The organism is Francisella philomiragia, from assembly GCF_018135955.1.
Lineage (GTDB): Bacteria > Pseudomonadota > Gammaproteobacteria > Francisellales > Francisellaceae > Francisella > Francisella philomiragia.
Genome location: NZ_CP063138.1, coordinates 260,288 through 285,500, shown reverse-complemented (window position 1 = coordinate 285,500; position 25,213 = coordinate 260,288). Strand labels below are relative to the sequence as shown.

Genomic DNA, 25,213 nt, shown 5'->3' with positions numbered 1-25,213 from the left:
ATATAGCTTTTAGTGATTTAGCTGTAAAATATGTTGAAAACAATAGAGTCATTCTTTGATCTAAAAGCAAATAACACCTCAATAAAAAAAGAATTCCTAGCAGCATTAGCTTCCTTTCTAGCGATTTCTTATATCATCGTAGTAAATCCAAAAATACTAGCTGCTGCTGGTATGCCTAGCAATGCTTTGGTAACAAGCACAATCTTAGTATCTGCTTTTGGTAGCATAATTATGGGATTATTTACACGCAATCCTTTTGTAGTAGCTCCTGGTATGGGAATGAATATTTTCTTCTCATATACTGCTGTATCAGTGTATCACTTACCATGGCAAACCGTATTAGGCGCAACATTTTGGTCAGGAATAATATTTAGCTTATTAGTAATTTTAAATATTCGTACAAAAATCATGCTAAGCCTCCCTAAGTCAATCAAGCAATCTCTAGGAGCTGGCATTGGACTCTTTATTGCATATATCGGCTTTATAAATAGTGGCTTTATTACTTCTAATGAAGGCTTATTAACTTTAAATAGCATCAATCCACATACCATATTATTTATGGCCTGTTTAATATTATTAGTAATACTTTTCATAAAAAAAATTCCTGCCCCAATTATTATAGTAATCATAATAGGCTATATATTCTCTATACCTTTAGAGCATTTTTCTCATGAAAAAATAATAGCTCTACCAACTACTATAGTAAGTGCTCCTGATTTCTCTTTGATAGGTCAAATAGATTTTATAAGTGGCTTAAAATTCGCTATTTTGCCAACAATATTCACGTTCTGCTTTTTAAGTCTTTTTGATGGTACTGGAACCATATCAAGCTTATATGGAAGTATGCAAAAAGAGCACAATCATAGAGATAAAGAACTAAAGAAAACCTTCCTTGCTGATGCTACAAGCGCTACAGTATCTGGCATACTAGGATCTAGTCCATCTACAGTAGTTGTAGAATCTGGTGTAGGTATTGCTCAAGGAGCTCGCTCTGGTCTTACAGCTATCTTTGCGGGTTTAATGTTTTTACCATTTTTATTCCTATCACCATTAATTAGCTCTATCCCTATAGAAGTGATTTCTCCAGCATTAGTCCTAATAGGTATAATGATGATGCAACAAGTAGCAAATGTTAATTGGAATGACTTCGTTCAAGCTACACCGGCATTTTTCACCATAATAATGATGACTCTCGCATCATCGATATCAACAGGTATTGCTACAGGTATCTTAGTCTGGTTTTTAATATCTGTTTTTTGCAATAGAAAAGAGCTAAATATTACTGCCGGCATTATTACAATTTTCTGTGCAATCATGTTTCTTCATGCCGTCAATTTATTCTAAAGGCACTATCACTAGAAATTATTCATTACTCGCTCAAGAAATAACCGCCAATTTTTAATAAAAAATTAACCATTTAGTATTTACTAATAATTATTCATTTAGCATAATTAAAATGATACTAATCAATTTGTGTCAATTTGATTTTAATAACTGTTAGGAGAATAACCAATGACTATAAAAAAATTATCAGGAATAATACTTACTTCTGTAATATGTGTAAGCTTACTTGCTTCATGTGGTCCGAATAAAAAAGAACGTGCTTTGCAAGATCTAGAACAACAGCAAAGTCAATTAAATGAACAGGCTAAACAAGATCAATTAGAAGCTAATACACTAACAACTGATGCTGGAAATCTTGATAAAGAAGCTAAAGCTGATACTTCTAAGTCTCAGTATGACAAAGATCAGGCAAATGTTCTAAATGCGGAAGCTCAACAAAATCTTTCAAAAGCAGCTAGCCTAGATGCACAAATTGAGAAAGCAAAATCTGACGCAACAGAATAAAACATCACAAATTTTAAACTATTCTAACCCCATTTTTCTTCGTATTCTTTTTTATTCCAGCCAGTTCTAGCATAGTTGCCATCTACAACTAAAGGTCTTTTAAATAATAGGGCATCGGTAACTAAAAGCTCAAATGCTTCTTGCTCTGATAAGCCATCAATTTTTTCTTTAAGACCCATTTCCGTAAAAAGCTTACCTTTAGAGTTAAATAAATCTATTACCTGAAAATTACCAATTTGTTTTATATCTTTCATTTCTTGCCAAGTAGGTTTATTTTCTCTGAGATTTATATATTCAACTTTCTTGCCGTTTTCCTCAAAAAACTTAAGAGCAGATCTTACACTTGTACAATTATTTATCCCAAATACCTTTATCATATTATTCTCCTTCTTAAACTAATAAAAGAAACCTTTAACTCCATCAAAAATCATTTCTACAGAAATAGCAACTAGCATCAAACCCATAATTTTTGAAATAACATCCATAGTATGCTCTCCAAGAAATGCTGATATCTTAGGCAAGTACCTAAAAAACAGCCACAACACAATTGCCACGAATAATAAACATAAATTTGCAATAACCTTTGACTCAATAGTTGCAAAATATTCATGTGAATCTGTAATTACAGTAGCTATTGTCCCTGGACCAGCTAATAGAGGTATAGCTAAGGGCACAACTGCTAAATCTCTAGCAGAAACACTTTTTATTGTAGTATCTGATACTGGCTGTGCTAATACTCCCAAAATTCTCAAGCCAAAGAATAAAACAATCACCCCGCCACCAGCACGAAAAGCATCTTGGTTAATACCAAAAATAGATAAGATATCTTTACCAAACCATACCATTAGACTAAGTATAGCTAAAAATGCTAATATCATTGTGAAGACAATTGTGTTCTTCTCTTTTTGATCTGATTGTTTTACAGTATCAAGATATATTCCAGCTAATGAAAATGGATTAATTATTGCAAATAAGCTAATAATAAACTTTAAGATAATTGCTATTTTGACTCCTAAAATCACAATATAAAAATTCAATTTATAAAACGTTACACAAATACTATTTACCTAGAAACTAAATGTAAACCCGCAATATACAATTTTTATTCAAAATAAACAGTATTATCCTTATATGTCTTCAATATAATATCCAGCTCTTCTTTTGTAAGCTTATGAGATAATTTTGGCAACTCATTAATATCAAAAAAATCTACCTTATTAACCTCAAAATTTGGGCTATTCTCACCACCCACAATTTCTGCTACAAATACCAAACTATAAACATTATAAATTTCACTTTGAGTATAATTATTTCTATCCATAAGCGCTAAAAATTTAGTCACTTTAATATCATAACCCGTTTCTTCTTTAACTTCTTTGATACATGTTTCAACTGGCGAAAGATCAATATCACACCAACCACCTGGAATAGTCCATTCATTTGGAGTATCGGCATCTTCAGCCATTAGAAGTTTATTATTTTGAAAAATAACCACTCGCACACCTGGCTGCGGTGTTGCATAATACATATCCCTGTATATATCATAAGGTTGCACATCAGACTTGATATACTCATGTAACATCTTTGAGCTCAGCTCTAATAGCTCATGGTAATTATCCAAGGCATATGGACATTTAGAATAAACAACACCCGTATGGGATATTGCTTGAACCTTCTTTATAAACTCAAATATTTTATCTTTATGCATCAATTTATTTTTTCAAAACAAATAAAGTAAAATATATCACATATGCAACTTAAGATTAATGGCTAAACTTAGCTATAATATTATTTACAAGGCATTAAAGCAGTCACAATATATGAGAATAGAACATATTGCAATTTGGGTTAAAGATATTGAACTAATGAAAGATTTTTATTGTAAATACTTTAATGCAAAACCAAATGATAAATATATAAACCCCATAAAAGGCTTTTCTTCTTATTTCTTATCTTTTGAATCTGGAGCAAGATTAGAAATTATGCACTCAAAAAACATGAACAATTTAAATCTCGATAATACAGAAAGATTTGGTTTAATTCATCTTGCTATATCAGTAGGATCTAAAGAAAAAGTAGATCAACTAACAGAACAACTAAGAAATGATGGTTTTAAAATTATAGGAGAACCTAGAATCACAGGCGATGGATATTATGAAAGCTGTGTACTTGACCCAGAACAAAATTTAATAGAAATCACAATCTAATAAAAAATCGTTATACCAAAAAATCAAAACCTACTATAAATTAATCTTTTTTGTTTTTATGTTTTTTACCACCATGGACTTTACATTTCTTTAGATCATCTTTTGAATTAGCTTTTTCTACACATGCTTGTTTTTCTTGCAACATTTTAAGGATTTGTTGCTTTTTAACCTCAAACTTTTGTTGCTTTACCTCTTGATTATCTACATTTGTATTCGAATCTGTTGCACTATCTGCAGCAAAAATAAGTACTGGAGAAGCCAATAGCAACATTAATAACATTTTTTTCATATCTTGCTCCCTAAACTATCAAAAATGAAAAGAATTATAGATTTAATATACCACACATATATTGGTATTATCACTATAATACTTGTCACTAAATTCTAATTCTTTGAAGATTAAGACATCATAAATCTATTACCTCTATACCTTATAGAAATAAAAAATGACTAACTACTGAATATGTAAATATATAATAAAAATTTACACAATATACAGAATGATACAAATAGAATTAACCTTTTTTGATTTCAGCAATCTTAGCTTTCCAAAGCTTAGGACCTTGCTGATGCGCTGAAACACCAAGAGAATCTACAGCAACAGTTACTGGCATATCTTCTACTTCAAACTCATAAATAGCTTCCATACCAAGATCTTCAAAAGCGACAACTTCCGCTTTCTTGATTGATTTAGAGATTAGGTAAGCAGCGCCACCTACTCCCATAAAATAAACAGCCTTATTTTTTGCAATAGAGTCAATAGTAGCCTGACCTCTTTCTGATTTACCAATCATACCAGCAATACCAGCTTTCTCTAACATAAATGGTGTAAATTTATCCATACGCGTAGCTGTAGTAGGACCTGCAGGGCCAACAACTTCATTACCAACTGGATCAACTGGACCTACATAATAGATAAATCTACCTTTAAGATCTACAGGGAATTCTTCGCCAGCATTATACATATCCTGTAAACGCTTATGCGCTGCATCACGACCAGTCAAAATCTTACCTGTCAATAAAACATTATCACCAGATCTAAGAGCTTCGATTTCTTCTTTAGTAACTGTATCAAGATTGATTTTCTTAACATCATCATTTTGTGCTTGCTCGATTACTGGCCAATCTTCGATCTTAGGTGCTGGCAAATCAACCGCCCCAGAACCATCTAATGTGAAATGCACATGACGAGTAGCCGCACAGTTAGGAATAAGAGCTACAGGCTTACATGCTGCGTGAGTTGGATATTCATTAACCTTAACATCAAGCACGGTTGTCAAACCACCAAGACCTTGAGCACCTATACCAAGAGCATTGACACGATTATAAATATCTAATCTTAGTTGCTCAGTCTCATTTTGAGGACCATTTTTGATGATATCTTGCATATTAATCTCTTCACCTAGAGATTCTTTTGCAAGAAGCATAGCTTTCTCAGCTGTACCACCAATTCCGATACCAATAATTCCTGGTGGGCACCAACCTGCTCCCATCTGTGGAAGCATCTCTTCTACCCAGTCGATAATGCTATCACTAGGATTTAAAACCTTAAATTTTGACTTAAACTCAGATCCACCGCCTTTTGCAGCGATATCAATCTCAATCTTATCACCATGAACCAAATCAATATGTACAATTGCTGGCGTATTATCTTTTGTGTTTTTTCTAGCTCCATGAGGTGGAAAAACCATAGATGCTCTCAAAGGGTTATGTGGATCATTATAGCCACGACGCACTCCCTCATTAACAAGCTCTGTAATTGTTCTATCAGTTTTATCAAGCTTAGCATCCATACCAACTTTCACAAACGCACACACCATACCTGTATCTTGACAGATTGGACGCTTACCCATAGCAGACATTCTTGAATTGATAAGAATCTGTGCCATCGCGTCTTTTGCTGGCTTTGATTCCTCACGTTGGTACGCTTCATACATTGCATCAATAAAATCTTTCGGGTGATAATATGAAATATATTGCAATGCTTCTGCAACACTATTTATTAGATCTTCTGTCTTGATAACAGCCATTAGCTAATCCTCTTGTTTTTAAATACAATATTCACCTTTATTATAGCAATATTAGCGAATGTTTTTTAAGTTTATAATCTTATTATATCCATTTGCTATAGTTCTTAAAGCAACCAAGTAAGCCTCAAATATTTATGATTAGCACATATGAGAAACTACTTACACAAAAAAACACTAAGCCAACGATAACTCCATTAATAACTTTATCTTTTTTAGATTTAAGTGTTCCTTTCCTAACACTTTGCTTATACAAAGTCCTAACAACTACCACCGTAGCTATCAAACCAATTAAAATTGCAACCACACTAGCCAATAACATAATAATCACACATCCACGTAATTTACTCTTTGCTTAAACCACTTATCCACCAATTTCTTTTTTAGATGTGGATATTCACTTTCTACTATAGCTGTAGCACTAGATATTTTATCATAATTATCATAATACTCATTTATATCAAAAGTCTTAAATGTTGACACTCCTGACTGCTCTTTACCTATGATATCTCCCGCTCCGCGTATCTCGAGATCTTTCTCAGCCAAATAAAAACCATCTTGCGACTCTCTTACAAGCGATAGTCTCTTCTTGCCAACTTCACTTATCCTATCACTATAAAGCAGTATACAATAACTCTCCTTTGCCCCTCTACCAACTCTTCCTCTTAGCTGATGAAGCTGAGATATACCCAATCTTTCGGCATTATCAATAATCATAATACTCGCATTTGGTACATCTACTCCAACCTCAATCACTGTAGTAGCGACCAGCACTGTGTACTTTTTGGCTTTAAAATCACTCATCTCTTGTATTTTATCTTTTGATTTCATACTGCCGTATACAAGACCCACATTTTCCTTGCCCAAAGCTTCTGCTAGTTCTTTATGTAAGGTTTTGACATCCTGTAAAAAGTCCATATTTTCAGACTCTTCAACCAAAGGACAAACCCAATATACTTGTTCGCCACGAGATACTGCTTCTTTAACCTTACCTATCAAACTTTGTTTTTTAGCTCTATTTAAGACTGTTGTTACTATAGGCTTACGATTAGGCGGTAACTCATCAAGTATTGATAATTGCAAATTTCCATACAGAGTCATCGCTAGAGTCCTAGGAATAGGTGTAGCTGAAATTATGAGCTGATGAGGCACCAAATGCTTATCACTTAGAGATGATTTATTAATTAAAGCTAAACGCTGCTCAACACCGAACCTATGCTGCTCATCGACAACGACCAGACCCAAATTACAATATTCAACACGCTCTTGAAACACAGCATGAGTTCCGACAATAACACAATCTTTTTTAGACTTAATAACCTCTAAACTTTCTCTAGTTTGCTTTACAGTTAACTTACCTAATAGTGGTACAACCTCAATATCCAAATCTGCCATATATGATGCAAAAAAACTATAATGTTGCTCAGCCAAAATCTCTGTAGGCGCCATCACAACTGCTTGATATCCAGACTTAACTGCAGTATACACAGCCATAGCTGCCACAATTGTTTTACCAGCGCCAACATCACCTTGCAGAAGCCTTATCATTGCACTTGATTGACTTATATCCGCTAAAATCTCTGTGATTGTACATTGCTGAGCTTGGGTTAATTGATAAGGTAGCTTTTTATAAAATTCATTTTGCTGAGACTCTTCTAAAGATAATCTTGGAGCACTACTATCTGTTATGCTTTTACGAATACTCTCCTCAGCAAGTTTGTAGGCAAGCATTTCTTCAAACTTTATAGAAGATCTAGCAATATTTATAAGTTTGTCATCTATAGAATCTGTAAGAGCATGGACATAATACAAGGCATCACTAAAACTTATCAAACCAAATACACGCAATAGCTGTCTTGGTAAAATATCTGCAACACTTTTACTCTTAAGGCAAGATAAAATTATTCTAGACACTACTTTATCAGAGACCTTTTTTAACCGATAAACTGGTGAAAACTCTTTTTTGATAGCACACACACCATCTTTTATAACTGCCCATTCTGGATGAACCATTTGTGGATTCAACGATAAATCGACTTTACCATAACAGCGCACATATTCAGCATTTTCAAGTGCAACTATTTGATTAGGGTAAAATTTAAACATTACAATAGTACAAATTCCAGTCTCATCATTTACTATAAAGCGTAAGAATTTCTTACCAAACTTCTTGTATGTTAAATTGGTTATTCTACCCTCAATGAGATACTTCTTATCTGCCACCAAAGAACTTATGGTGCTGACAAAACGAGTATCTTTGTACTCTTTAGGGAAGATTGTCAAAAGGTCATCCGGATTATACAGATTATATTTAGCTAGCGCTTTAATAGTTGCCTCACCAACACCTTTGACTTCATTAAATTGCATAAACTTTTAAATCAGAAAGTCGACTGAGTTGAATTTTAACATCTCAAAAGTCAAATTAACAATTCAATTGCTAATACAATCATTTATTGTTAAATTTGAATAATCTATTTATAACTAAAAAGCATAAATATTATGAAACAAAAAGTTTTTATTGCGATTTCGATTGCATCAATTTTAGGATTAACTGCATGTGGACAGACTGGAGCTTTATACTTACCAGATGAAAAAAGTGCAAGCTCCGGCTCTACTATTGCTACTTCAGGCTCTAGCATGATGAATAAATCCAAACAACAAAACTCATCATCAAACAATGCCAATGAGAAAATAGATTACGATCCGAGCACTCCATCAAGATACGTTAACCCAACTACTGCTCAAGCTTATGAAGGAGAAGGCAACTTTAATTACAATAGCAATATTTTGGATTCAGAGCAAGCAGGCGGAACTCCCATAATATAAACTCAAAAGTTATTATTCACAGACAAAACAATAAAACTTATTTATATTACAGGTTTACTTTTTATACAAAAAATAATAAAATCTTCGAGATATTGTATAAAAATAATAAATAAATTTGCCCAGGGAGGGTTTCTAGATGTCTAAAGTTTGTATAGTTACAGGTAAAAGACCTGCTACTGGTAATAATGTTTCTCACGCACAAAACAAAACAAGAAGAAGATTTTTACCTAATCTTCATACTCATAGATTTTGGGTTGAAAGTGAAAATAAATATATCAAGCTAAAAGTTAGCTCAAAAGGTATGAGAATCATCGATAAGAAAGGTATCGATACTGTTCTTAGTGATCTTAGAGCTCAAGGCCACAAAATTTAATCAAAGTTTTTTATAAAAAGGAATAAAAAAATGAGAGAAAAAATTAGATTAGTTTCTTCTGCAAAAACTGGACACTTCTATACTACTACTAAAAACAAAAGAGAAATGCCAAATAAAATGGAAATCAAAAAGTTTGATCCTGTTGTTCGTAAGCATGTAATGTATAAAGAAGCTAAAATCAAATAAGATACATTCTTAAACTTTTAAGGCCTTACACATGAAGCAAGCTTTTCATTTTAAAGGTGGTAACTATACTATCAGTGCCATTAATATTAATGTAACTGAAATTACACAGATTGAGAGTTTACTAAACTCTAAGCTTTCACAGTCACCATCCTTTTTCCAAAATACTCCTTTTGCGATTGATATTCGTGATATAGACAAAAGTGAAAAGTGCACTATCAACTTCTTAGAGAAAGTTATTGAATCATTCAAATCCAATGGTATGGTTCCTATAGGCTTTGTAGTTGATAATAAGGAAATAAAAACTCAACTAGCTAAAGCTGGATACAACATACTCAAAGGCGGAAAAGCTAAAGATGCTAACGCCGAGGATGAAAAACAGTCTTATTCAACAAAAATAATCACCTCTCCTGTTCGTACTGGCCAATCAATCAATGCTCGTGATGCTGACGTAATTGTTACTGCCAATGTCAATAATGGCGCAGAAATCATTGCTGATGGTAGCATCATTGTATATGGTAGAGTTGGTGGTAGAGTAATCGCTGGTAGCTCAGGAAATAAAGATGCTAAAATAGTATGTAAGGACTTAAAAGCGGAGTTAGTATCTATTGCAGGTAAATATGTTACACTTAACAATGAAAGTATACCTGTCGACAGTTCTAAAACTGATGGATATATAGTGTACTTACAAGATGACAAAATCCATATAGAAGGTTTTTAAAATTTTTAATAAGAGGCTTAAGCTAAAATGAGTGAAAAAAAGCAAGGTAAGGTTTTCGTAGTTACTTCAGGTAAAGGCGGTGTTGGTAAAACAACTTCAAGTGCAGCTATTGCATATGCTTTTGCAAAAAGAAACCTTAAAACAGTTGTTATTGATTTCGACGTTGGTTTAAGAAACCTCGACCTTATTATGGGTTGTGAAAGAAGAGTCGTTTATGACTTGATAAATGTTGTAAGAGAAGAAGCGACTATAAATCAAGCTATTATTAAAGATAAAAGAATCGATAATTTATATCTTATTCCTGCATCTCAGACTAGAGACAAAGACGCTCTAACTGAGGAAGGAGTAGATAGAGTAATTGAAGAATTAAAACAAGCCTTTGATATCGTTATATGTGACTCACCTGCTGGTATTGAAAAAGGTTCTCTAATGGCTATGAGATGTGCCGATGCGGCAATCATAGTAACTAATCCTGAAGTTTCATCAGTTAGAGACTCTGACAGAATATTAGGCATGTTATCGAGCAAGACTCTAAAGGCTCAAAAAGAAGGCGAATTCAAAGAAATTCATCTTCTTCTAAACAGATATGATTCAGCTAGAGCAAAGGCTGGCGCTATGCTAAAGGCTGAAGATGTTAGTGAAATATTATATACACCTATCGTAGGCATAATTCCTGAGTCCAAAGATATTCTTGAGGCTTCAAACAGTGGGCACCCTATAACACATCTTGATGATACTATAGCTGCCAAAGCATACTTTGATGCTGTGGATAGAATTCTTGGTAAAGATATACCAATGAGATATACAGAACAGAAGACAAGTTTCTTCAAAAAATTAATAGGTAAATAGTAACCATGTTAGCTAAACTTTTTGGATTGGGTAAAAAACAGCAAAGCGCATCTTTAGCAAAAGAGAGACTTCAGATTATTGTTGCTCATCAAAGAAATGAACTACATCCAAGATCTTCAAAAATAAGTAGTCATTTACTTGCTGAACTTAAAGATGAAATTATTGAAGTTGTCAAAAAATATGTTGCTTTATCTGAAGATAATATTCGCGATATCGACATAAAAGTTGAGGATAGCAGCAAAAATTCGACTATTGAAGTTAACATCCCCTTCAATTAATTATTCATTTAAATAATGAGCAATATTGAATTCAAAAATGTATCTTTCTATAGGGGTGAACGTTGTATCTATGATGATGTCACTTTTTCGATCCCAACAAATAAAATAACAACAGTCTTAGGTCCATCTGGCGCTGGTAAAACCACAATTCTACAACTTATCGCCGGACTGATTAAACCTGATTGTGGTGAAATATATATTGACGATTATAGTATCAAAAAAAATACCAAAGAAAAGTATCTAGCTCAACTGCGTAAAAAAATGGGCTTTCTATTCCAGTCAGGAGCTTTATTTACTCATCTAAGTGTATATGACAACATAGCCTTTCCCTTACGTAAAAATACTAATTTAAATGAGAGTCTAATTAGAAATATTGTTTTACTAAAGCTTCAGGCAGTTAGATTAGCACATACTATTGACATGATGCCTAGTGAACTATCTGGAGGAATGGCTCGTAGAGTCGCGCTTGCAAGATCAATAGCTATGGATCCTGACATCATGATGTATGATGAGCCATTCACAGGTCAAGATCCAGCTTCTTTTAACAAATTATTAGAACTTATTTCAACACTAAATGAATCATTGGGAATGACTTCTTTAATTGTCTCTCATGACATACAAGAGTCATTGAACATTTCTGATCATATTATAATAGTTGGCAACAAGAAAGTTATAGCTAGTGATACTCCTGAAAATATAAAAAATAGTAAAGATAAACAAATACAAGATTTTTTGGCTGGTAGGCCTCTAGAGAATAACAGTAAAAATTCTGTAGATAAAAACTTCTTTTATAAAGAAATTTTGAGGTAATTATGTCAGTTTTTAATAATATATATAAACTTACAATTTCACTTATATATAGTTTTTTAAAATCTATTGATCTTGTATTAAGAATAGTTTTTAGTAAATTAAGCATAAGAGACTGCATAACTCAAATAAAAGCAGTTGGTGTTAACTCTATTATTATTATAGTGACATCTGGGATTTTTATAGGATTAGTATTAAGCCTACAAGGTTACTATACATTGTCAAAATTTGGGGCTCACTCACTACTAGGCGTAATGGTTGCTTTAAGTGTTCTAAGAGAGCTTGGTCCTGTAGTTACTGCTATGCTTTTTGCTGGACGGGCTTGTAGCTCAATCACATCTGAAATCGGACTAATGAAGGCTACTGATCAAATCAATAGCCTAAAGGTTATGAATGTTAATCCAATTAGCTTTATATTATCCACAAGATTCTGGGCATGTGTAATTAGTGGACCAATCTTAGCACTTATCTTTGCAACAGTTGCAATACTTGCTGGATTTGTACTCGCAGAAGCTGGATTAGGGATAAGTTATGGAGAGTTCTGGAGTAATATCCAATCATCTGTCACAATCTCAGATATTACAAACGGTATTATTAAAAGTTTGGTTTTTGCATTCATAACTGCATGGATAGCATTATACCAAGGTTATTATTGTATTGCCGATTCAAACGGCATAGCTAAAGCCACGACAAAAACAGTAGTATATTGCTGCATGAGTGTGTTAGGTGCAGATCTAATTTTAACATCAATTATGTTTGGAGGAATTTAATGAGGAACAAGCATTTTGAAACCTCTGTAGGGATTTTTATCATTATAGGCGTTTTATGCCTTATATTTTTAACATTCAAAGTAAGTGGAACCTCTTTTAAATCCTTTGGATCAAACGAATATACAATTGAAGCGGATTTTAAAAATGTGGGATCTCTACGCACAAATGCTTCTGTGAAAATTGCTGGTGTAGAAGTAGGTAGAGTGACAAAAATTTCGTTAGAAAAAACCTATAATGGCTTTATGGCTGCGGTCACTATAGCAATAAATAGCGACAAGAAAATTCCTGCTAACTACTCTGCTGCAATAGCAATGTCAGGTATATTAGGAGATAACTATGTTGCTTTAACTCCTCCTAGTGAAGATATAATGTCTATAGCTGGTATTGGTGATACTGAAAATAACTCTGAGCAAGATAAGTATTTACACCAAGGTAGTGTAATAGAGCTAGAGAACACGCAATCTGCTCTAGATCTTGGGTCACTGATAAATACTTTTGTTGCAGGAAAAGATGAAGACAAAGGCAAGTGATGTAATTTGCTACTTTTAAATATATTGTTTTTGTATTAAAATTTATGCTCGTAAATTAAATCTAGGGAAACTGACTATGCTACGTAAAATTTCAATTTTGTTTGTAATTATGGTGGTAACCATATCAAGTGCTTGGGCTATAGAGAATCCTGTTGATATGCTCAATAGAACTATAGTAAAAACTCAAGATAAGCTAATCAAAAATGCTGATGAGTACAAACAAGACCCATATAAATTACTTCGCCTTGTTGATGCAGAAATTATTCCAATTGTTGCACCTAAAGTGATTGCTCAACTTGTAGTTGGCACTCCAAAATGGAAACAAGCAACACCAGAGGAACAAAAACAATTTATACGTTCAGCAACTGAGATGTTAGCGTTTATGTATGCTAAAAATGTTGCCTACGCAGGAAAATATAGATTGACGCTATTCCCATTCAACAAGGATGACAATAGCTGGGAGAAAAAGCCTATAGTTGTAGTAAATGGTAAAATTACTAACATTGATAACAATCAAAGCTCTGACTTTGCAGTGAAAATGTTCCAAAAAGATAATCAATGGCATATATATGACTTTGATGTTGCAGGTGTAAGTATTCTAAGAACATATCAACAACAATTTGCAGCCTATAAAACTGTTCCAGAAATGACAGAAGCTGCTCAAAAAGTTACTCAAAAAATCAAAGAAAAAACATATCCAAAACTTTTAGACAAAAACTATAATCTTCAAAGTATAGAATGATAACAATAAATAACAATAAATGGGTTATAGAATCAGAATTGACTCTAAAAACAGTTTCACAACTCTATAAGACATACAAAAAAGAACTGACTAAGCTAGGCAATATATGGAGAATTGATTTTTCAAAATGTAAAAAAATCGATAGCTCAGGCTTATCATTAATAATTGAATATATAAAATGCGCTAAAAAATATAATATACAACTAAAGCTAGAAAATATTGATCAAAAAACACTTTCTCTAGCGAAAGTTCACGGTGCAAACACTATACTAGAAGAATACATGATTTAGTAATATTGGGAGAAAATATGACAAAAGAACAACTTAAAGATATTTTAGAAAATTCACTAACCAACTGTAACGCAGATATTCAAAGCGATGATAATGTACACTTTTCAGCTACTATAATTGCTGATGATTTTAACGATATGAAAAGCAAAGTTAAAAGACAACAGTTGGTTTATTCTAAAATAAATGAGTATATCCTTTCTGGTGAACTTCACGCTATAGCAATGAAAACTATTGCAACTAATGAAGCTAAGTAATTACTATACATCCATAGTACTGAATCAAAACTAATATTTCTTGTACTTGAGTCACTCTTTAAATCATATAAACATATAATTCCTATCGATTGCTCTTATAATTTGTGAACTAGACAGAGTAATTGTTATAGTTGTTATAGCATGCTTCTACAACTAAAAAATGAAATATAGATAGATTTATAATTTTTTAAAAGAATATAATAAGTTAACCTTGCTCAGCAAGAGTTTGTAAAGTGGCTGCTGGAGAATCTGCATCTCCTGGTAAGTCAGCTTTAGCATCATTAATTTGAGTTTGAAGTTTTTCTGATTCTGTTTCGATAGTGTCATCTTTATCAGTGTGAGCCAAGTCAAGAACACTACTGTCTTTTGAATAACTTTGATCAAATGCTTCTTGAACTTGAGTAGCTTTATTAACAGTACCAATATTACTCTTAAATATCACTGGTGGCTCTGAAGACTTAGCAGCTGCTGAACCAGTCGTAGCAATTTTGCCTTCTATGTTATCATTATCCATTCCTAATACACCAAGTACCGCCATATCTGTTTGAAGTGCTGCATCATCTTTACGTAGATCTTGCTTAAGCACTTTAGCTATACCATAGTCATAACTTTGTAGATAAGCATTTCTCATTGCTATATATGGATCTACTGATACCTCTTTCAAATTCGAGTAAGAAGGCAAGTATGATACACCCTGATTCACATAATATGTACCGGTAGTACCAACACTCACACCCCAAGAAATAGCTGGCGCTACAGGCGCGAAGAAGAATATATACGTCAATGGATTAAATAACGCATCTACACCTGTTGTAACATCCTCTAAAGTACCTGGTCCAATCAAAGGCCATACAACATAAGGAGATGCCTCATTATCATCATACACGCCCCACTTATGTAAAGTAACAGCAAAGCTTTGGTGATATCTCATTGGCTTATTGAACCAACTATCCGCGACATCAAAATAACCTGCAAGACCTAAAGTCGTATTTGTCAAGAATCTTACACTATCATCACCAGCATAATCTAATTCACCCTGGAATAAATCATTCACAATTCTCGCAGGTTCTGCTAAGTTTTGGAATATATTAAATATACCACTTTTGAACGAGTCTGGAACAGCCGTATCATAAGCATTTGCTGCTGGAGTCAATGTTTCATAGGCCTTATCATTAAAAGCGTACATTGATCTGTTATAACTCTCAAAAGGATCTCGATTATCTTTAGTTGCTTTCATGCTCGAACAACTACCCAAAGTCATCCCAACAATTGACAGCATTAAAATATTCTTAAAGCTTGATTTCATTAAAATTAGTCTCTTATTTCAGGTTGGTAAAAATATACAGACCCTATTATAGTAAATTAGTGTCAAAAACTCTAATAAAAATTTTCTTAGATACTATATCTTTGATATTATTTAAAAAATATATATCTAATAAAAAAATAATAAGCATGAGCAATATAGATAATAATGAAGTTGATAAGTTTTCTCGTTTAGCCAGTGACTGGTGGAATCCAAATGGAAAATTAAAAACCCTACACCAAGTAAACCCTTTAAGATTAGAATTTATCAAAAAACATATAGACTTAGATAATAAGAAAATTATTGATATAGGTTGTGGTGGTGGAATCCTAACAGAATCATTAAAAAAACAAACTAATGATACTTATGGATTAGATGCTTCTTCACAAGCTATTAGTGTGGCTAAAGAGCATGCAAAACTAAACAATCTTAAGATAGAATATATAAGCTCTACTATCGAAGATTTTGTCACAGAAAATGATAACAAATTTGATATTGTAACTTGCATGGAAATGTTAGAACATGTTCCAGATCCTGAAAGCATTATTGCTTCTATCTCAAAACTTATTAAGAAAGATGGACTATTTTTTGCATCAACATTAAATAGAAATCTTAAGTCATATTTATTATCTATAGTTGCTGCTGAACACATCTTAAAAATGGTACCTCAGGGAACGCACCAATACACTAAATTTATTAAACCTTATGAGCTTATAAAAACAGCTGAAAAATATGGCTTTAGTGCAATCGAAATAACTGGCGTACACTATAATCCAATCACTGATAGCTTTAAGCTTGGTAAGAATACCGATGTTAACTATATTGTGGCGTTCAAGAAGGTATAAATTATGCAGTATAACTATTTTAATTATCCCAATGAGAAGCTCCCTCCATATGGATCGGTAGTTTACTTTGCATATCGTAAACTTAGTACAGAAAAACAAGAGATTCTTTATCTTCTTGATCAAATAAAATCTCAAATAATTTCATGTACCGAGCTATACAGTAATATTGAGATCGCCAATGAAAAAATGAATTGGTGGCTAAAAGAAGTAAATAGTTTAAATAATGATAAAAGTATTTCATCCCCTCAACTAAAAAAATTAGCTGAAGTTTTTGATGCTACAACCCTATACAAGCATTTAGCAGATGATATAAGTACATCTATAGATAATAGTAGTGCTACAGAAAGAAATTTTGAGTACCATATATCTAATAATTTTTTGGGTATTGAAACTTTGAAGGCTATGTATCTAAATGATTTTGCAACAATTGATGAATCTTTGGTTAAACAAGTTAATATTAATAATGAGATAATAAGACATATTTTTTGTATGCCTAAACATTTTTATAATCAGATCTCGTTTAATAATAAGATCACACCTACTATTTCTAATGAAGATTTTAGAAATATAGCTAATCAATGGTTACAACATTACAAAAAGATAAGCCTGAGCAAAAAGCTTAAGCCATTAGAGAAAATCAATAATATCCATTATAAAATGGTAAAAAAATATATTAAGAAAGTTGATAGCCCCTTCAGAGAAACATTACATTTCTCTCCATTAAATTTACTATTTTACTCGATTTAAGGATAGTGGTAGATGATACATGGATATAAACTACTTGTATTCTTTTCATACTTACTTAGCATAAATCTAGCGACTGCAGTGCCATCACCCTACCCTTACACAGGATCCATAGAACAACCGGACTTCAAGTATGATAAAAATCTAAGCCCCTATGTTAGTAACTATGGTCCACTCTATAATCAACAATATCAACCTATTAAAACAAACTCTTCTCCTTATCAAGTCAACCTTCAAGGTCAAAATAGTCCCGCAGGATTTTATACTGGTATTAGCAAAAACTTTACCTTCTAATTTTTCAGTTTAACAAATAACTCTATTGCTAAATAGCTCGATTAAAGTGTATATTCTAAATTACCTGTGTATTTTTTAAAAATAGGAAAACTTATAATGGGGACGATTAATTCGAAGAAAATATCTCTGCTGAGTGCTGTACTTATTGGGGTGACATCCATGGTTGGCTCAGGATGGCTATTTAGTGCCCAGCTTACAGCAAAAGCAGCTGGGAACTGGGCATTTTTGGCATGGGTACTAGCATCAATTGTGATTATGATGGTTGGACTATGTCTAGCAAAAGTTGTTTCGGTATTTCCGGTAAGAGGTGCTACTACAAGATCTAGTGCCCTTTCTCATAACAGCTTATTCGCAATGCCTTTTGCATTTGCTAACTGGTTTGGTGTTGTGGTCATGATTTCCACAGAGGCTCAAGCAACTACTCAATATTTAGCAGGATTAAAAAGTTTTAGCTGGTTAATGGATGGTGGTGTTATCTCAACTTATGGGATGATACTATCTCTGTTTATCCTTTTTCTTTACCTAATTATTAACTTTTATGGTGTAAAACTCCTATCTAGTGTTAATAATGGTATAACTATATTCAAAATGACTGTGCCTGCGCTTATAGTCGTTATATTTATCATTTACGCATTTACTCATAGTGGCGAACATCATAGCTTATTATCTCCAGAGATACCTAATAATAACTTTACAGCTTATAATGCTCTTACTGCAATTGTAGCTGGTGGACTTGTGTATACGTTCAATGGTTTCCAAATAGTAGTTGCTTACAGTAGTGAAATCAAAAATCCTTCTAGAAATGTTCCTATTGCAATAATATTATCACTAACAATAGTTTTAATACTCTATATTGCTTTACAATATGCTTTTATGGAGGCTGTACCTCATAGCTACCTTATAGAAAAAGGTGGTTGGGCAGGACTAGATTTCGAGTCTCCTTTATTACAAGTTGCGACAATGATAGGACTAGGATATATTGCAGTACTATTAATCATCGATAGTATTGTTAGCCCTTCTGCAACTGGCTATAGTTATCTTGGTGCTTCTTCTAGAATGTTATACGCAATGTCTGCTGAAGGTCAAATGCCAAGATTTTTTGCCAAAATAAATCAAAAAGTTAATATTTCGAGAAGATCACTTATTGCTAACTTTATTTTATGTGCAATATTCTTGATGTTTGCTGATAACTGGGCTGCTTTGATGCTATTTGTCACAGGTTTCAATATCATAGGTTATATGGCGGCTCCTGTTAGTATGGGTGCTATTGCTCCTAAATTAAGAATATTTGGTCTAGTTGTATTTGTACTTTTAACACTCCTATTAAATACAGTTGATATCTTATCTAATATTTATCTCGGTGTGATTCTCGCTGTACTGGTTATTATATTCTGCTTTTTTGAATATAAACGTGTTGGTATCAAAACTCTAATGATACTAGTACTTCCTTTTATAATATTTATATGTGCTACGGCTCCTGTAGAGAACTATATAATTAATGCCATTGCTGGAGCTATATTTTATATTGTAGTTACTGATAAGCGCTATGTTGCATATTGTAAAGAAACTGCTAATAAAGATAATATTGTTGAAGATTAAAGTATCTCGATAATTTAATCAAAATCTCTTTCTCCCCTAGCTTGTTATAAGCAAATATTTTAGCTAAACTCTAGATCAAATTGATATTTTGAATAGCTAAAAAATGTTAGTAGATAAGCTAATTAACCTTAAAACGGCTACAGATATAGTTAATAATAATAAACACAGCTCTTTTGGTTACGCTATAAAGAATGCTAAAGGACAAGTAATAACTTGTAATCAGATGTTCTTAGAGTCGACAGGAGTAGCTAGTTTAAAAGAATTGCAAGGTCTATCAGATCAAGATATAGAACTATGGAAAGATGATGTCTATGATTATGCTATCGGAGAAAAAATATCAATTGATTCTAAATCGTACTATCTCTCAACCGAGTCATTAGCAAATCAAACAAGTATTGAACCAATAACAATTCTAACAGAGAAAATACCATTTTATGATGAGGATGATAAAAACTATATTTTGGTCAGAATTAAGATTCTAGAAAATAATGATTTAACCAAATGTAGAATTTACACGCTCAATGATGCACCAATAGTTGAGTTTAAATATTATTTTGAAACACTTAAATTTACAGCTAAAGAATACCGGATTCTTAAATATCTAATTGAGCACAACCTAGAATATAACCAAATAGCAAAACTGATGAATTATACACCAAGCTCGATAAAAGCCTGTATTTCAAAGATGTATGACAATCTTAATATATATTCTAAAGACTATAGAAAACTAAACTTTTTACGCTCATTATTAAAATACATGTTTCTACCAGAGCTAAATAAGGAAATTTCAAAAATTATAAGATTTTAACTTTAAACAAAAAAACTAGGAGATAAAAATGAATCAATCTGCACAGTCAAATAATAATCCTGTTATTAATTTTCTAAAAAAATTTATAAGCTTTGAGAATTTTATTACACCAACGATTATTGTTTTTATTTTTTGGCTTAGTATTATTGGAGTGTGCCTAAGCGGTTTAGCAGCTATATTTTCGGGTTATATTTTATCAGGTATTTTAGAGATTATTTTTGGTGCAATTTTTGTTAAAATTTTTTGTGAAATACTTATGGTGCTTTTTAAAATTAACGATAGTCTCAAAGAAATTGCAAAAAACACTCATAAATAATCTATAACGGATTTCTCAAATGTTTGTTACGCCAATAGACAAAAAGCATAAATAATGAACAAACAAATAAAAATCCACTTAAATATAATCCTGCATAAGTTAATGAATCAATACTTATCAAATTCTTCGGCATGACAAATCCTGCTATCATAGCAACTAGGATACCTAAAATACCCATCATACATAAACTATAAAAAACTAGCTCATTGTGTATGATAGTTTTTTTTGATGCTCTTCTAAGTCGTAACGCTGCTAAAAACATCAAGATATACATAGTCAAATATACTTCTGTATTAAGTGATATTAGCACCCAATAAAAAGAGTTCATATTATCCACCATAGTTATCATCAATGATAGTCCAATAACAATTAACCCTTGTATATATAAAATATTACTAGGAACGCCATAACTGTTATTAGTAGAAAATCTCTTTGGTAAGTAGCCTCTTTCAGCAGCCTGGCGCAAACTCACAGCGGGACTTAAAGCCCAACTGATAGCTGAACCAAATGCCCCCAAAACTAAACCAATACTAATCAAAGGCATTGCTGCTGGTAAGCCTAGTCTTTCAAAACCAATTTTAAAAGTCTCAAAAAGACCATTATATAAACTTATAGAGCCAGCTGGAATTAGAAAAGCTATAGTCAAAGCTCCCAAAAACATCATTAATACAATAAATATTACAGCTAAGAAAATTGCTCTAGTAAATGTCTTCTGAGGATCTTTTAGCATCGGAACATATACTGAACATAACTCTATCCCCAAAAAAGAAATAATAACTACCGTTAATGCAGATATGTCTTTCAGTGCTGATAGATTAAATGATATCTGTGATACTTTAAGCTCTAGCGGATATCCCTTAACTAACCAAAAACCAAGAAATATAAAAAGTACCAAAACAGGAATTACTACTCCAAGAATCATACATATAAACGATACTACTGCAGATTCTTTGACACCAAAATGATTAACAACCATTATTAACAAATATAAAGTTACCATAATACTAGCGATGACTAGAGGACTGCCAAAACCAAACACAGAGCATATAGTTGATGACATAAATAGCAAACTAGCAGGAAACCAGATTACATTACTACTCCATTGTGCCCAAATTGCAAACATACCGGCATTATCACTGATACCTCTTGAACACCACTGAAAGATTCCATTTTGATGCTGATCGGCAAAGTTTGCACTAAGTTCGGCCGAAATAAATGCTACAGGTATAAGAAAAAATACAACACCAATTATAAAAAATAATGGTAAATATTCGCCAAATACAGCTAAAGAAGGCAAATTTCTCACAGAATCTACTGATATAATTATCAAACCTGTTAACATTAATAAAGATAGATTATTTTTCATCAACATTGATTTTTTATGAATTTAAGTCCTATAGTAGAAATAAATAGCAAATTAGTAAAGTCAAATATTGAGTATCTACGTAATAAAAATCCTCACTCAAAAATAATGTTTATCGTCAAAGCTAATGCCTATGGCATAGGTATAGAAAACATCTATAAGGTAACTAATGATCTAGTTGATGCTTACGGCATAGCTCGCATAGAAGAGTACTATGTTTTAAAGAGTTTAGGCTGTACAAAAGATATAGTTTTCCTAAGTGGTATATATGCAGAATGCTTTGACTTTAAAATACCTAAAAATGTTATTCCTATACTTAGTAATGAATTACTAATCAAAGACTATATAAAGTATGAAGATGATAAGTCGAAACAAGTTATGCTTGATTTTGATTGCGGTATGGGAAGGTTCGGTTTTTATAGAGATGACTTTATAAAACATCTTGATACACTAAAAAGTTCCGGATTTTCAAATATAATATTATTCTCACATATCCCAACAGGATATAATGGCTATGATAGATCTAAAAAATATATTGATAAAATTCTTTTGTTAGCTGAAGAAACCAAACTTAAATATACTTTTTCTAACTCACCAGTTTCTCTTTTTGATACCGATTTTCAACAAGAGTATATCCGTTCTAGCTCGGCAGTATTAGGCTATGACCAAGAGCCTAAAGAAATCAAGTTTAGCTTATCTCTTAAGGCTTGTATTATCTCTATCAGAGATATCCCCAAAGGAGAGTATATAAGCTATGATAATGAATATTTCTGTAATAAAGATACAACTGTAGCCATTTTAAATATTGGCTATGCTGATGGTTTAGGTTGTGGAATCCACCATGACTCATATCTACTTATCAATGCTACTAAGTGCCCTATCCTATCAATAAATATGGATTATTTATACGTAGATATATCAGCGATTAAACATCAACTAAAAATGCTTGATATGATTGAACTATTTGGACCTAATAGCTTGAGCTTAGAACAACATGCCAATATGTACAATATAACTAAAGATGAAGCACTCACTAAGCTTAACGCTCTGAGAGTAAGAAAAATAGTACAATAAGAAAATATAAAGTCAAAGCTTTATATATTTAAGAAACATCAAATAATAAGCTTAATATTTCGCGCAATATAGATAATTCACACCAGAAAACAGCAGTAGATTTTTGATTTGAATCATTAAATCATTAGAATTTATTTATCAATTTTTAACAAGCCTTATCAAATTCTAATATACCCGCACACACGATGCTTAATATATAATTAATCACAACTCAAATAAAAAATATTTGAGCTAAATAAGTAATAACAATTACTTAATAATTATTAAATAATCTTAAAAATTATAAGGAAACTAAAAATGAATAATAAGATAAAAATCTTATCAGCATTTACCTTAACTTTAATGGGATCTTTAGCTTTTGCTAATTGCAAACTAGAAGATGTACAAAAAGGTTGGACAGGTAAAATAACTTTTAGCTGCGATAAAAATACGAATCTAGAGGAAAATCCTATCTCATTTAAATTGAGCAATGGTGTAGAAGTTGGTAGTATTTGGGGTATCGGCAATGCTAGTATGACTCAGTCAAATGGAGGAGTTATATCGATTACTTCTAAGCAATGGAGTGGTCAGCCAACTATTGTTACAGCGGGTAGTACTGCAAGCTTCAGTTTCTCTCCAAGCGCTCCTGTATTTAGTGTCGAAAGCTTTTCAGTTGGTAATGGTGGTAGTGACGACCCTGTTGATCCTACAGATCCAGAGGATCCAGTCGACCCTATTGACCCAGTAGATCCGATTGATCCTCCAAGTGGAGATTATCAGAACTATGTTGCTGGTACAAAATATGAAAGTGGTACTATAGTCTCTGCTGATGGTAAATTATACAAATGTAAAGCTGGTGTCGCTGCTTGGTGTTCGAGCGCTGCTGGGTGGGCTTATGCTCCAGGCTCTGGTACTGCTTGGGAGACTGCTTGGGATTTATACGATCCTAGCAATCCTGATGAGCCAGTTGATCCTACAGATCCTACAGACCCTGATGAGCCAACTTCTGATAAATATGTTACGACTCAAGCTAAACTTGATGCAAAAGAAGCTGAATTAACAAGTGGAACAGTTTTAAGCCAAGTGAAAGAGTCTATTAAGACAAGAGATAACAGTGTGGTTGAAGCTGTAACTGCAGGTAACCCAAATAATCCTGATAATGTTAAAAGAGTTGAAAAAATATTCACAGAAGTAGCTATAAAAGATAATGCCATTGAAACAAAATCTGCTGAAGGTGTATGGAATTATATGTTCCCAGAACGTTCGCCAGAATATACATATGAAAACTTCCTAAAGGCAGTGGCTAAATTCCCAGCATTCTGTGGTACTTACACAGATGGTAGAGATTCAGATGCTATTTGTCGCAAGTCTCTAGCTACTATGTTTGCTCACTTTACTCAAGAAACAGGCGGACATACTAGTTGGTGGGATGTACCAGAATGGCGTCAAGGCTTAGTCCATGTACGTGAAATGGGATGGGATGAAAATATGCGTGGTGGTTATAATGGTGAGTGTAATCCAGATGTATGGCAAGGTCAAACTTGGCCATGTGGTAAGTTTGAAAATGGTGATTTCAAATCTTACTTCGGACGTGGTGCAAAACAGCTAAGTTATAATTATAACTATGGGCCATTCTCACAAGCTATGTTTGGTGATGTAAGAGTGTTACTGGATAATCCTGATATGGTTGCTGATACATGGTTAAATTTAGCATCTGCAGTATTCTTTTTTGTATACCCACAGCCACCAAAGCCATCTATGCTTCATGTTATCGATGGTACTTGGCAACCAAATGCTGCTGATAAAGCAAATAACCTAACACCAGGGTTTGGGGTAACTACACAAATCATCAATGGTGGTGTAGAGTGTGGTGGTAGTGTAGAAGTTGCTCAATCTATGAATCGTATAGACTATTATGGTAACTTTATGAACTATCTTGGCTTGAATATTCCAAGCACTGAAGTTCTGGGTTGTAAAGGTATGAAGCAATTTGATGCCAATGGTGCAGGTGCTACACAAATATACTGGGAGAAGGATTCTAGTTGGATAGCAAGCAATCCTAATGGCGAAGCATTTGCTTGTAAATTGGTTGGTTATCAAACACCATACTCAGCATTTACGGAAGGTGACTATACTAAATGTGTTAAAGCTCACTTCCCAAATATTGTTATAGAAGGATAATC

31 protein-coding genes are annotated in these 25,213 nt (G+C 32.8%); 22 read left to right on the top strand and 9 right to left on the bottom strand.

The genetic code is table 11. The annotated features are described in order from the left end of the window. Nucleotides 1-30: 30 nt before the first annotated feature. Entirely contained in the window at nt 31-1,344 is a 1,314-nt protein-coding gene (locus IMS64_RS01475) for an NCS2 family permease (protein WP_200149244.1), read from the top strand. Nucleotides 1,345-1,512: 168 nt separating this feature from the next. Continuing rightward, nucleotides 1,513-1,848, top strand: coding sequence for a hypothetical protein (locus tag IMS64_RS01470; protein ID WP_159184234.1), 336 nt, complete (start codon nt 1,513-1,515; stop codon nt 1,846-1,848). Between the two features lie 23 nt (nt 1,849-1,871). Here the strand turns inward: IMS64_RS01470 and IMS64_RS01465 are convergent, their stop codons facing one another. The 3 genes from IMS64_RS01465 to IMS64_RS01455 all read right to left on the bottom strand — a co-directional run bounded on the left by IMS64_RS01465 (nt 1,872) and on the right by IMS64_RS01455 (nt 3,556). Further along, the gene (locus tag IMS64_RS01465; RefSeq protein WP_211490688.1) at nt 1,872-2,225 is read right to left on the bottom strand and encodes an arsenate reductase family protein; all 354 of its coding nucleotides are present in this window, start codon (nt 2,223-2,225) and stop codon (nt 1,872-1,874) included. An 18-nt stretch (nt 2,226-2,243) separates the two neighbouring features. Further along, nucleotides 2,244-2,885 carry a MarC family protein gene (locus IMS64_RS01460; protein ID WP_244972912.1) on the bottom strand — a complete coding sequence of 214 codons (642 nt, stop codon included), beginning with the start codon at nt 2,883-2,885 and terminating at the stop codon, nt 2,244-2,246. Nucleotides 2,886-2,950: 65 nt separating this feature from the next. Further along, nucleotides 2,951-3,556, bottom strand: a complete 606-nt coding sequence (locus IMS64_RS01455; protein ID WP_211490687.1) for an NUDIX hydrolase N-terminal domain-containing protein — start codon at nt 3,554-3,556, stop codon at nt 2,951-2,953. Between the two features lie 112 nt (nt 3,557-3,668). Here IMS64_RS01455 and IMS64_RS01450 point away from each other — a divergent pair, with 112 nt between their 5' ends. Continuing rightward, the gene (locus IMS64_RS01450) at nt 3,669-4,055 is read left to right on the top strand and encodes a VOC family protein (RefSeq protein ID WP_200162529.1); all 387 of its coding nucleotides are present in this window, start codon (nt 3,669-3,671) and stop codon (nt 4,053-4,055) included. A 40-nt stretch (nt 4,056-4,095) separates the two neighbouring features. Here IMS64_RS01450 and IMS64_RS01445 read toward each other — a convergent pair whose 3' ends face one another. The 4 genes from IMS64_RS01445 to IMS64_RS01430 form a co-directional block, all read right to left on the bottom strand. Beyond that, nucleotides 4,096-4,344, bottom strand: coding sequence for a hypothetical protein (locus IMS64_RS01445; protein ID WP_211490686.1), 249 nt, complete (start codon nt 4,342-4,344; stop codon nt 4,096-4,098). A gap of 226 nt (nt 4,345-4,570) precedes the next feature. Then, nucleotides 4,571-6,085: a fumarate hydratase gene (locus IMS64_RS01440; protein WP_088820847.1), complete on the bottom strand. Its 1,515-nt coding sequence runs from the start codon at nt 6,083-6,085 to the stop codon at nt 4,571-4,573. A 124-nt stretch (nt 6,086-6,209) separates the two neighbouring features. Further along, entirely contained in the window at nt 6,210-6,404 is a 195-nt protein-coding gene (locus IMS64_RS01435) for a hypothetical protein (RefSeq protein ID WP_014714414.1), read from the bottom strand. Between the two features lie 5 nt (nt 6,405-6,409). Then, nucleotides 6,410-8,449: an ATP-dependent DNA helicase RecG gene (locus IMS64_RS01430; RefSeq protein WP_211490685.1), complete on the bottom strand. Its 2,040-nt coding sequence runs from the start codon at nt 8,447-8,449 to the stop codon at nt 6,410-6,412. Between the two features lie 132 nt (nt 8,450-8,581). On the opposite strand from IMS64_RS01430, the gene lptM reads away from it, so the two are divergent. The 12 genes from lptM (at nt 8,582) to IMS64_RS01370 (ending at nt 14,705) form a co-directional block, all read left to right on the top strand. Further along, a complete protein-coding gene (gene lptM, locus IMS64_RS01425) occupies nt 8,582-8,908 on the top strand; it encodes an LPS translocon maturation chaperone LptM (RefSeq protein WP_211490684.1) in 327 nt (108 codons plus the stop codon). Nucleotides 8,909-9,044: 136 nt separating this feature from the next. Beyond that, entirely contained in the window at nt 9,045-9,281 is a 237-nt protein-coding gene (gene rpmB / locus IMS64_RS01420; protein ID WP_004286518.1) for a 50S ribosomal protein L28, read from the top strand. Between the two features lie 30 nt (nt 9,282-9,311). Then, nucleotides 9,312-9,467, top strand: coding sequence for a 50S ribosomal protein L33 (rpmG, locus tag IMS64_RS01415; RefSeq protein WP_004286519.1), 156 nt, complete (start codon nt 9,312-9,314; stop codon nt 9,465-9,467). A gap of 31 nt (nt 9,468-9,498) precedes the next feature. Continuing rightward, on the top strand, nt 9,499-10,185 hold the full coding sequence (minC, locus tag IMS64_RS01410) for a septum site-determining protein MinC (protein ID WP_211490683.1): 687 nt from the start codon (nt 9,499-9,501) through the stop codon (nt 10,183-10,185). A gap of 27 nt (nt 10,186-10,212) precedes the next feature. Then, nucleotides 10,213-11,034, top strand: coding sequence for a septum site-determining protein MinD (gene minD / locus IMS64_RS01405; RefSeq protein ID WP_004286521.1), 822 nt, complete (start codon nt 10,213-10,215; stop codon nt 11,032-11,034). Between the two features lie 5 nt (nt 11,035-11,039). After that, nucleotides 11,040-11,312: a cell division topological specificity factor MinE gene (gene minE, locus IMS64_RS01400; protein ID WP_012279974.1), complete on the top strand. Its 273-nt coding sequence runs from the start codon at nt 11,040-11,042 to the stop codon at nt 11,310-11,312. A gap of 15 nt (nt 11,313-11,327) precedes the next feature. Further along, nucleotides 11,328-12,122 (top strand): ABC transporter ATP-binding protein, encoded by a 795-nt coding sequence (locus tag IMS64_RS01395; protein ID WP_012279975.1) that lies wholly within the window; start codon nt 11,328-11,330, stop codon nt 12,120-12,122. A 2-nt stretch (nt 12,123-12,124) separates the two neighbouring features. Beyond that, nucleotides 12,125-12,889 (top strand): MlaE family lipid ABC transporter permease subunit, encoded by a 765-nt coding sequence (locus tag IMS64_RS01390; RefSeq protein WP_004286524.1) that lies wholly within the window; start codon nt 12,125-12,127, stop codon nt 12,887-12,889. Further along, nucleotides 12,889-13,419, top strand: a complete 531-nt coding sequence (gene mlaD / locus IMS64_RS01385) for an outer membrane lipid asymmetry maintenance protein MlaD (RefSeq protein ID WP_012279976.1) — start codon at nt 12,889-12,891, stop codon at nt 13,417-13,419. Before IMS64_RS01390 ends, mlaD begins: the two co-directional genes overlap by 1 nt. A 76-nt stretch (nt 13,420-13,495) precedes the next feature. Beyond that, nucleotides 13,496-14,161 (top strand): MlaC/ttg2D family ABC transporter substrate-binding protein, encoded by a 666-nt coding sequence (locus IMS64_RS01380; RefSeq protein WP_004286526.1) that lies wholly within the window; start codon nt 13,496-13,498, stop codon nt 14,159-14,161. Further along, nucleotides 14,158-14,451, top strand: coding sequence for an STAS domain-containing protein (locus IMS64_RS01375; protein ID WP_042524440.1), 294 nt, complete (start codon nt 14,158-14,160; stop codon nt 14,449-14,451). Before IMS64_RS01380 ends, IMS64_RS01375 begins: the two co-directional genes overlap by 4 nt. 17 nt (nt 14,452-14,468) lie before the next feature. After that, nucleotides 14,469-14,705, top strand: a complete 237-nt coding sequence (locus IMS64_RS01370; protein ID WP_004286528.1) for a BolA/IbaG family iron-sulfur metabolism protein — start codon at nt 14,469-14,471, stop codon at nt 14,703-14,705. A 205-nt stretch (nt 14,706-14,910) separates the two neighbouring features. On the opposite strand, the gene IMS64_RS01365 is transcribed toward IMS64_RS01370, so the two are convergent. After that, nucleotides 14,911-16,011, bottom strand: a complete 1,101-nt coding sequence (locus tag IMS64_RS01365) for an MlaA family lipoprotein (RefSeq protein WP_035735037.1) — start codon at nt 16,009-16,011, stop codon at nt 14,911-14,913. A gap of 146 nt (nt 16,012-16,157) precedes the next feature. Here IMS64_RS01365 and ubiG point away from each other — a divergent pair, with 146 nt between their 5' ends. From ubiG to IMS64_RS01340, 5 genes are all read left to right on the top strand, one after another. After that, nucleotides 16,158-16,853, top strand: coding sequence for a bifunctional 2-polyprenyl-6-hydroxyphenol methylase/3-demethylubiquinol 3-O-methyltransferase UbiG (gene ubiG / locus IMS64_RS01360; RefSeq protein WP_200148343.1), 696 nt, complete (start codon nt 16,158-16,160; stop codon nt 16,851-16,853). A 3-nt stretch (nt 16,854-16,856) separates the two neighbouring features. Beyond that, nucleotides 16,857-17,600: a hypothetical protein gene (locus IMS64_RS01355; RefSeq protein WP_211490682.1), complete on the top strand. Its 744-nt coding sequence runs from the start codon at nt 16,857-16,859 to the stop codon at nt 17,598-17,600. Between the two features lie 387 nt (nt 17,601-17,987). Then, the gene (locus IMS64_RS01350; protein ID WP_004286538.1) at nt 17,988-19,490 is read left to right on the top strand and encodes an APC family permease; all 1,503 of its coding nucleotides are present in this window, start codon (nt 17,988-17,990) and stop codon (nt 19,488-19,490) included. A gap of 103 nt (nt 19,491-19,593) precedes the next feature. Continuing rightward, nucleotides 19,594-20,298, top strand: a complete 705-nt coding sequence (locus IMS64_RS01345; protein WP_211490681.1) for a hypothetical protein — start codon at nt 19,594-19,596, stop codon at nt 20,296-20,298. Between the two features lie 28 nt (nt 20,299-20,326). Next, entirely contained in the window at nt 20,327-20,614 is a 288-nt protein-coding gene (locus IMS64_RS01340; RefSeq protein WP_012279981.1) for a DUF4282 domain-containing protein, read from the top strand. Nucleotide 20,615: 1 nt separating this feature from the next. Here IMS64_RS01340 and IMS64_RS01335 read toward each other — a convergent pair whose 3' ends face one another. Beyond that, on the bottom strand, nt 20,616-21,980 hold the full coding sequence (locus IMS64_RS01335) for an APC family permease (RefSeq protein ID WP_211490680.1): 1,365 nt from the start codon (nt 21,978-21,980) through the stop codon (nt 20,616-20,618). Nucleotides 21,981-21,995: 15 nt separating this feature from the next. On the opposite strand from IMS64_RS01335, the gene alr reads away from it, so the two are divergent. Both alr and IMS64_RS01325 read left to right on the top strand, forming a co-directional pair. Beyond that, nucleotides 21,996-23,051 (top strand): alanine racemase, encoded by a 1,056-nt coding sequence (gene alr, locus IMS64_RS01330; RefSeq protein WP_211490679.1) that lies wholly within the window; start codon nt 21,996-21,998, stop codon nt 23,049-23,051. A 297-nt stretch (nt 23,052-23,348) separates the two neighbouring features. Beyond that, entirely contained in the window at nt 23,349-25,211 is a 1,863-nt protein-coding gene (locus IMS64_RS01325) for a chitinase (RefSeq protein WP_244972911.1), read from the top strand. Nucleotides 25,212-25,213 lie beyond the last annotated feature (2 nt).

What these genes read in the sequence shown, in the direction of transcription:
- IMS64_RS01445 (WP_211490686.1), bottom strand. Translation starts at nt 4,344, where the DNA reads ATGAAAAAAATGTTATTAATGTTGCTATTGGCTTCTCCAGTACTTATT.
- IMS64_RS01345 (WP_211490681.1), top strand. Translation starts at nt 19,594, where the DNA reads ATGTTAGTAGATAAGCTAATTAACCTTAAAACGGCTACAGATATAGTT.
- minD (WP_004286521.1), top strand. Translation starts at nt 10,213, where the DNA reads ATGAGTGAAAAAAAGCAAGGTAAGGTTTTCGTAGTTACTTCAGGTAAA.
- IMS64_RS01365 (WP_035735037.1), bottom strand. Translation starts at nt 16,011, where the DNA reads ATGAAATCAAGCTTTAAGAATATTTTAATGCTGTCAATTGTTGGGATG.
- IMS64_RS01430 (WP_211490685.1), bottom strand. Translation starts at nt 8,449, where the DNA reads ATGCAATTTAATGAAGTCAAAGGTGTTGGTGAGGCAACTATTAAAGCG.
- IMS64_RS01470 (WP_159184234.1), top strand. Translation starts at nt 1,513, where the DNA reads ATGACTATAAAAAAATTATCAGGAATAATACTTACTTCTGTAATATGT.
- IMS64_RS01370 (WP_004286528.1), top strand. Translation starts at nt 14,469, where the DNA reads ATGACAAAAGAACAACTTAAAGATATTTTAGAAAATTCACTAACCAAC.
- IMS64_RS01475 (WP_200149244.1), top strand. Translation starts at nt 31, where the DNA reads ATGTTGAAAACAATAGAGTCATTCTTTGATCTAAAAGCAAATAACACC.
- IMS64_RS01390 (WP_004286524.1), top strand. Translation starts at nt 12,125, where the DNA reads ATGTCAGTTTTTAATAATATATATAAACTTACAATTTCACTTATATAT.
- IMS64_RS01355 (WP_211490682.1), top strand. Translation starts at nt 16,857, where the DNA reads ATGCAGTATAACTATTTTAATTATCCCAATGAGAAGCTCCCTCCATAT.
- IMS64_RS01340 (WP_012279981.1), top strand. Translation starts at nt 20,327, where the DNA reads ATGAATCAATCTGCACAGTCAAATAATAATCCTGTTATTAATTTTCTA.
- lptM (WP_211490684.1), top strand. Translation starts at nt 8,582, where the DNA reads ATGAAACAAAAAGTTTTTATTGCGATTTCGATTGCATCAATTTTAGGA.
- rpmB (WP_004286518.1), top strand. Translation starts at nt 9,045, where the DNA reads ATGTCTAAAGTTTGTATAGTTACAGGTAAAAGACCTGCTACTGGTAAT.
- IMS64_RS01435 (WP_014714414.1), bottom strand. Translation starts at nt 6,404, where the DNA reads ATGTTATTGGCTAGTGTGGTTGCAATTTTAATTGGTTTGATAGCTACG.
- IMS64_RS01335 (WP_211490680.1), bottom strand. Translation starts at nt 21,980, where the DNA reads ATGAAAAATAATCTATCTTTATTAATGTTAACAGGTTTGATAATTATA.
- IMS64_RS01440 (WP_088820847.1), bottom strand. Translation starts at nt 6,085, where the DNA reads ATGGCTGTTATCAAGACAGAAGATCTAATAAATAGTGTTGCAGAAGCA.
- IMS64_RS01395 (WP_012279975.1), top strand. Translation starts at nt 11,328, where the DNA reads ATGAGCAATATTGAATTCAAAAATGTATCTTTCTATAGGGGTGAACGT.
- rpmG (WP_004286519.1), top strand. Translation starts at nt 9,312, where the DNA reads ATGAGAGAAAAAATTAGATTAGTTTCTTCTGCAAAAACTGGACACTTC.
- alr (WP_211490679.1), top strand. Translation starts at nt 21,996, where the DNA reads ATGAATTTAAGTCCTATAGTAGAAATAAATAGCAAATTAGTAAAGTCA.
- minC (WP_211490683.1), top strand. Translation starts at nt 9,499, where the DNA reads ATGAAGCAAGCTTTTCATTTTAAAGGTGGTAACTATACTATCAGTGCC.
- IMS64_RS01375 (WP_042524440.1), top strand. Translation starts at nt 14,158, where the DNA reads ATGATAACAATAAATAACAATAAATGGGTTATAGAATCAGAATTGACT.
- ubiG (WP_200148343.1), top strand. Translation starts at nt 16,158, where the DNA reads ATGAGCAATATAGATAATAATGAAGTTGATAAGTTTTCTCGTTTAGCC.
- minE (WP_012279974.1), top strand. Translation starts at nt 11,040, where the DNA reads ATGTTAGCTAAACTTTTTGGATTGGGTAAAAAACAGCAAAGCGCATCT.
- IMS64_RS01350 (WP_004286538.1), top strand. Translation starts at nt 17,988, where the DNA reads ATGGGGACGATTAATTCGAAGAAAATATCTCTGCTGAGTGCTGTACTT.
- IMS64_RS01465 (WP_211490688.1), bottom strand. Translation starts at nt 2,225, where the DNA reads ATGATAAAGGTATTTGGGATAAATAATTGTACAAGTGTAAGATCTGCT.
- IMS64_RS01455 (WP_211490687.1), bottom strand. Translation starts at nt 3,556, where the DNA reads ATGCATAAAGATAAAATATTTGAGTTTATAAAGAAGGTTCAAGCAATA.
- IMS64_RS01450 (WP_200162529.1), top strand. Translation starts at nt 3,669, where the DNA reads ATGAGAATAGAACATATTGCAATTTGGGTTAAAGATATTGAACTAATG.
- IMS64_RS01325 (WP_244972911.1), top strand. Translation starts at nt 23,349, where the DNA reads ATGAATAATAAGATAAAAATCTTATCAGCATTTACCTTAACTTTAATG.
- mlaD (WP_012279976.1), top strand. Translation starts at nt 12,889, where the DNA reads ATGAGGAACAAGCATTTTGAAACCTCTGTAGGGATTTTTATCATTATA.
- IMS64_RS01380 (WP_004286526.1), top strand. Translation starts at nt 13,496, where the DNA reads ATGCTACGTAAAATTTCAATTTTGTTTGTAATTATGGTGGTAACCATA.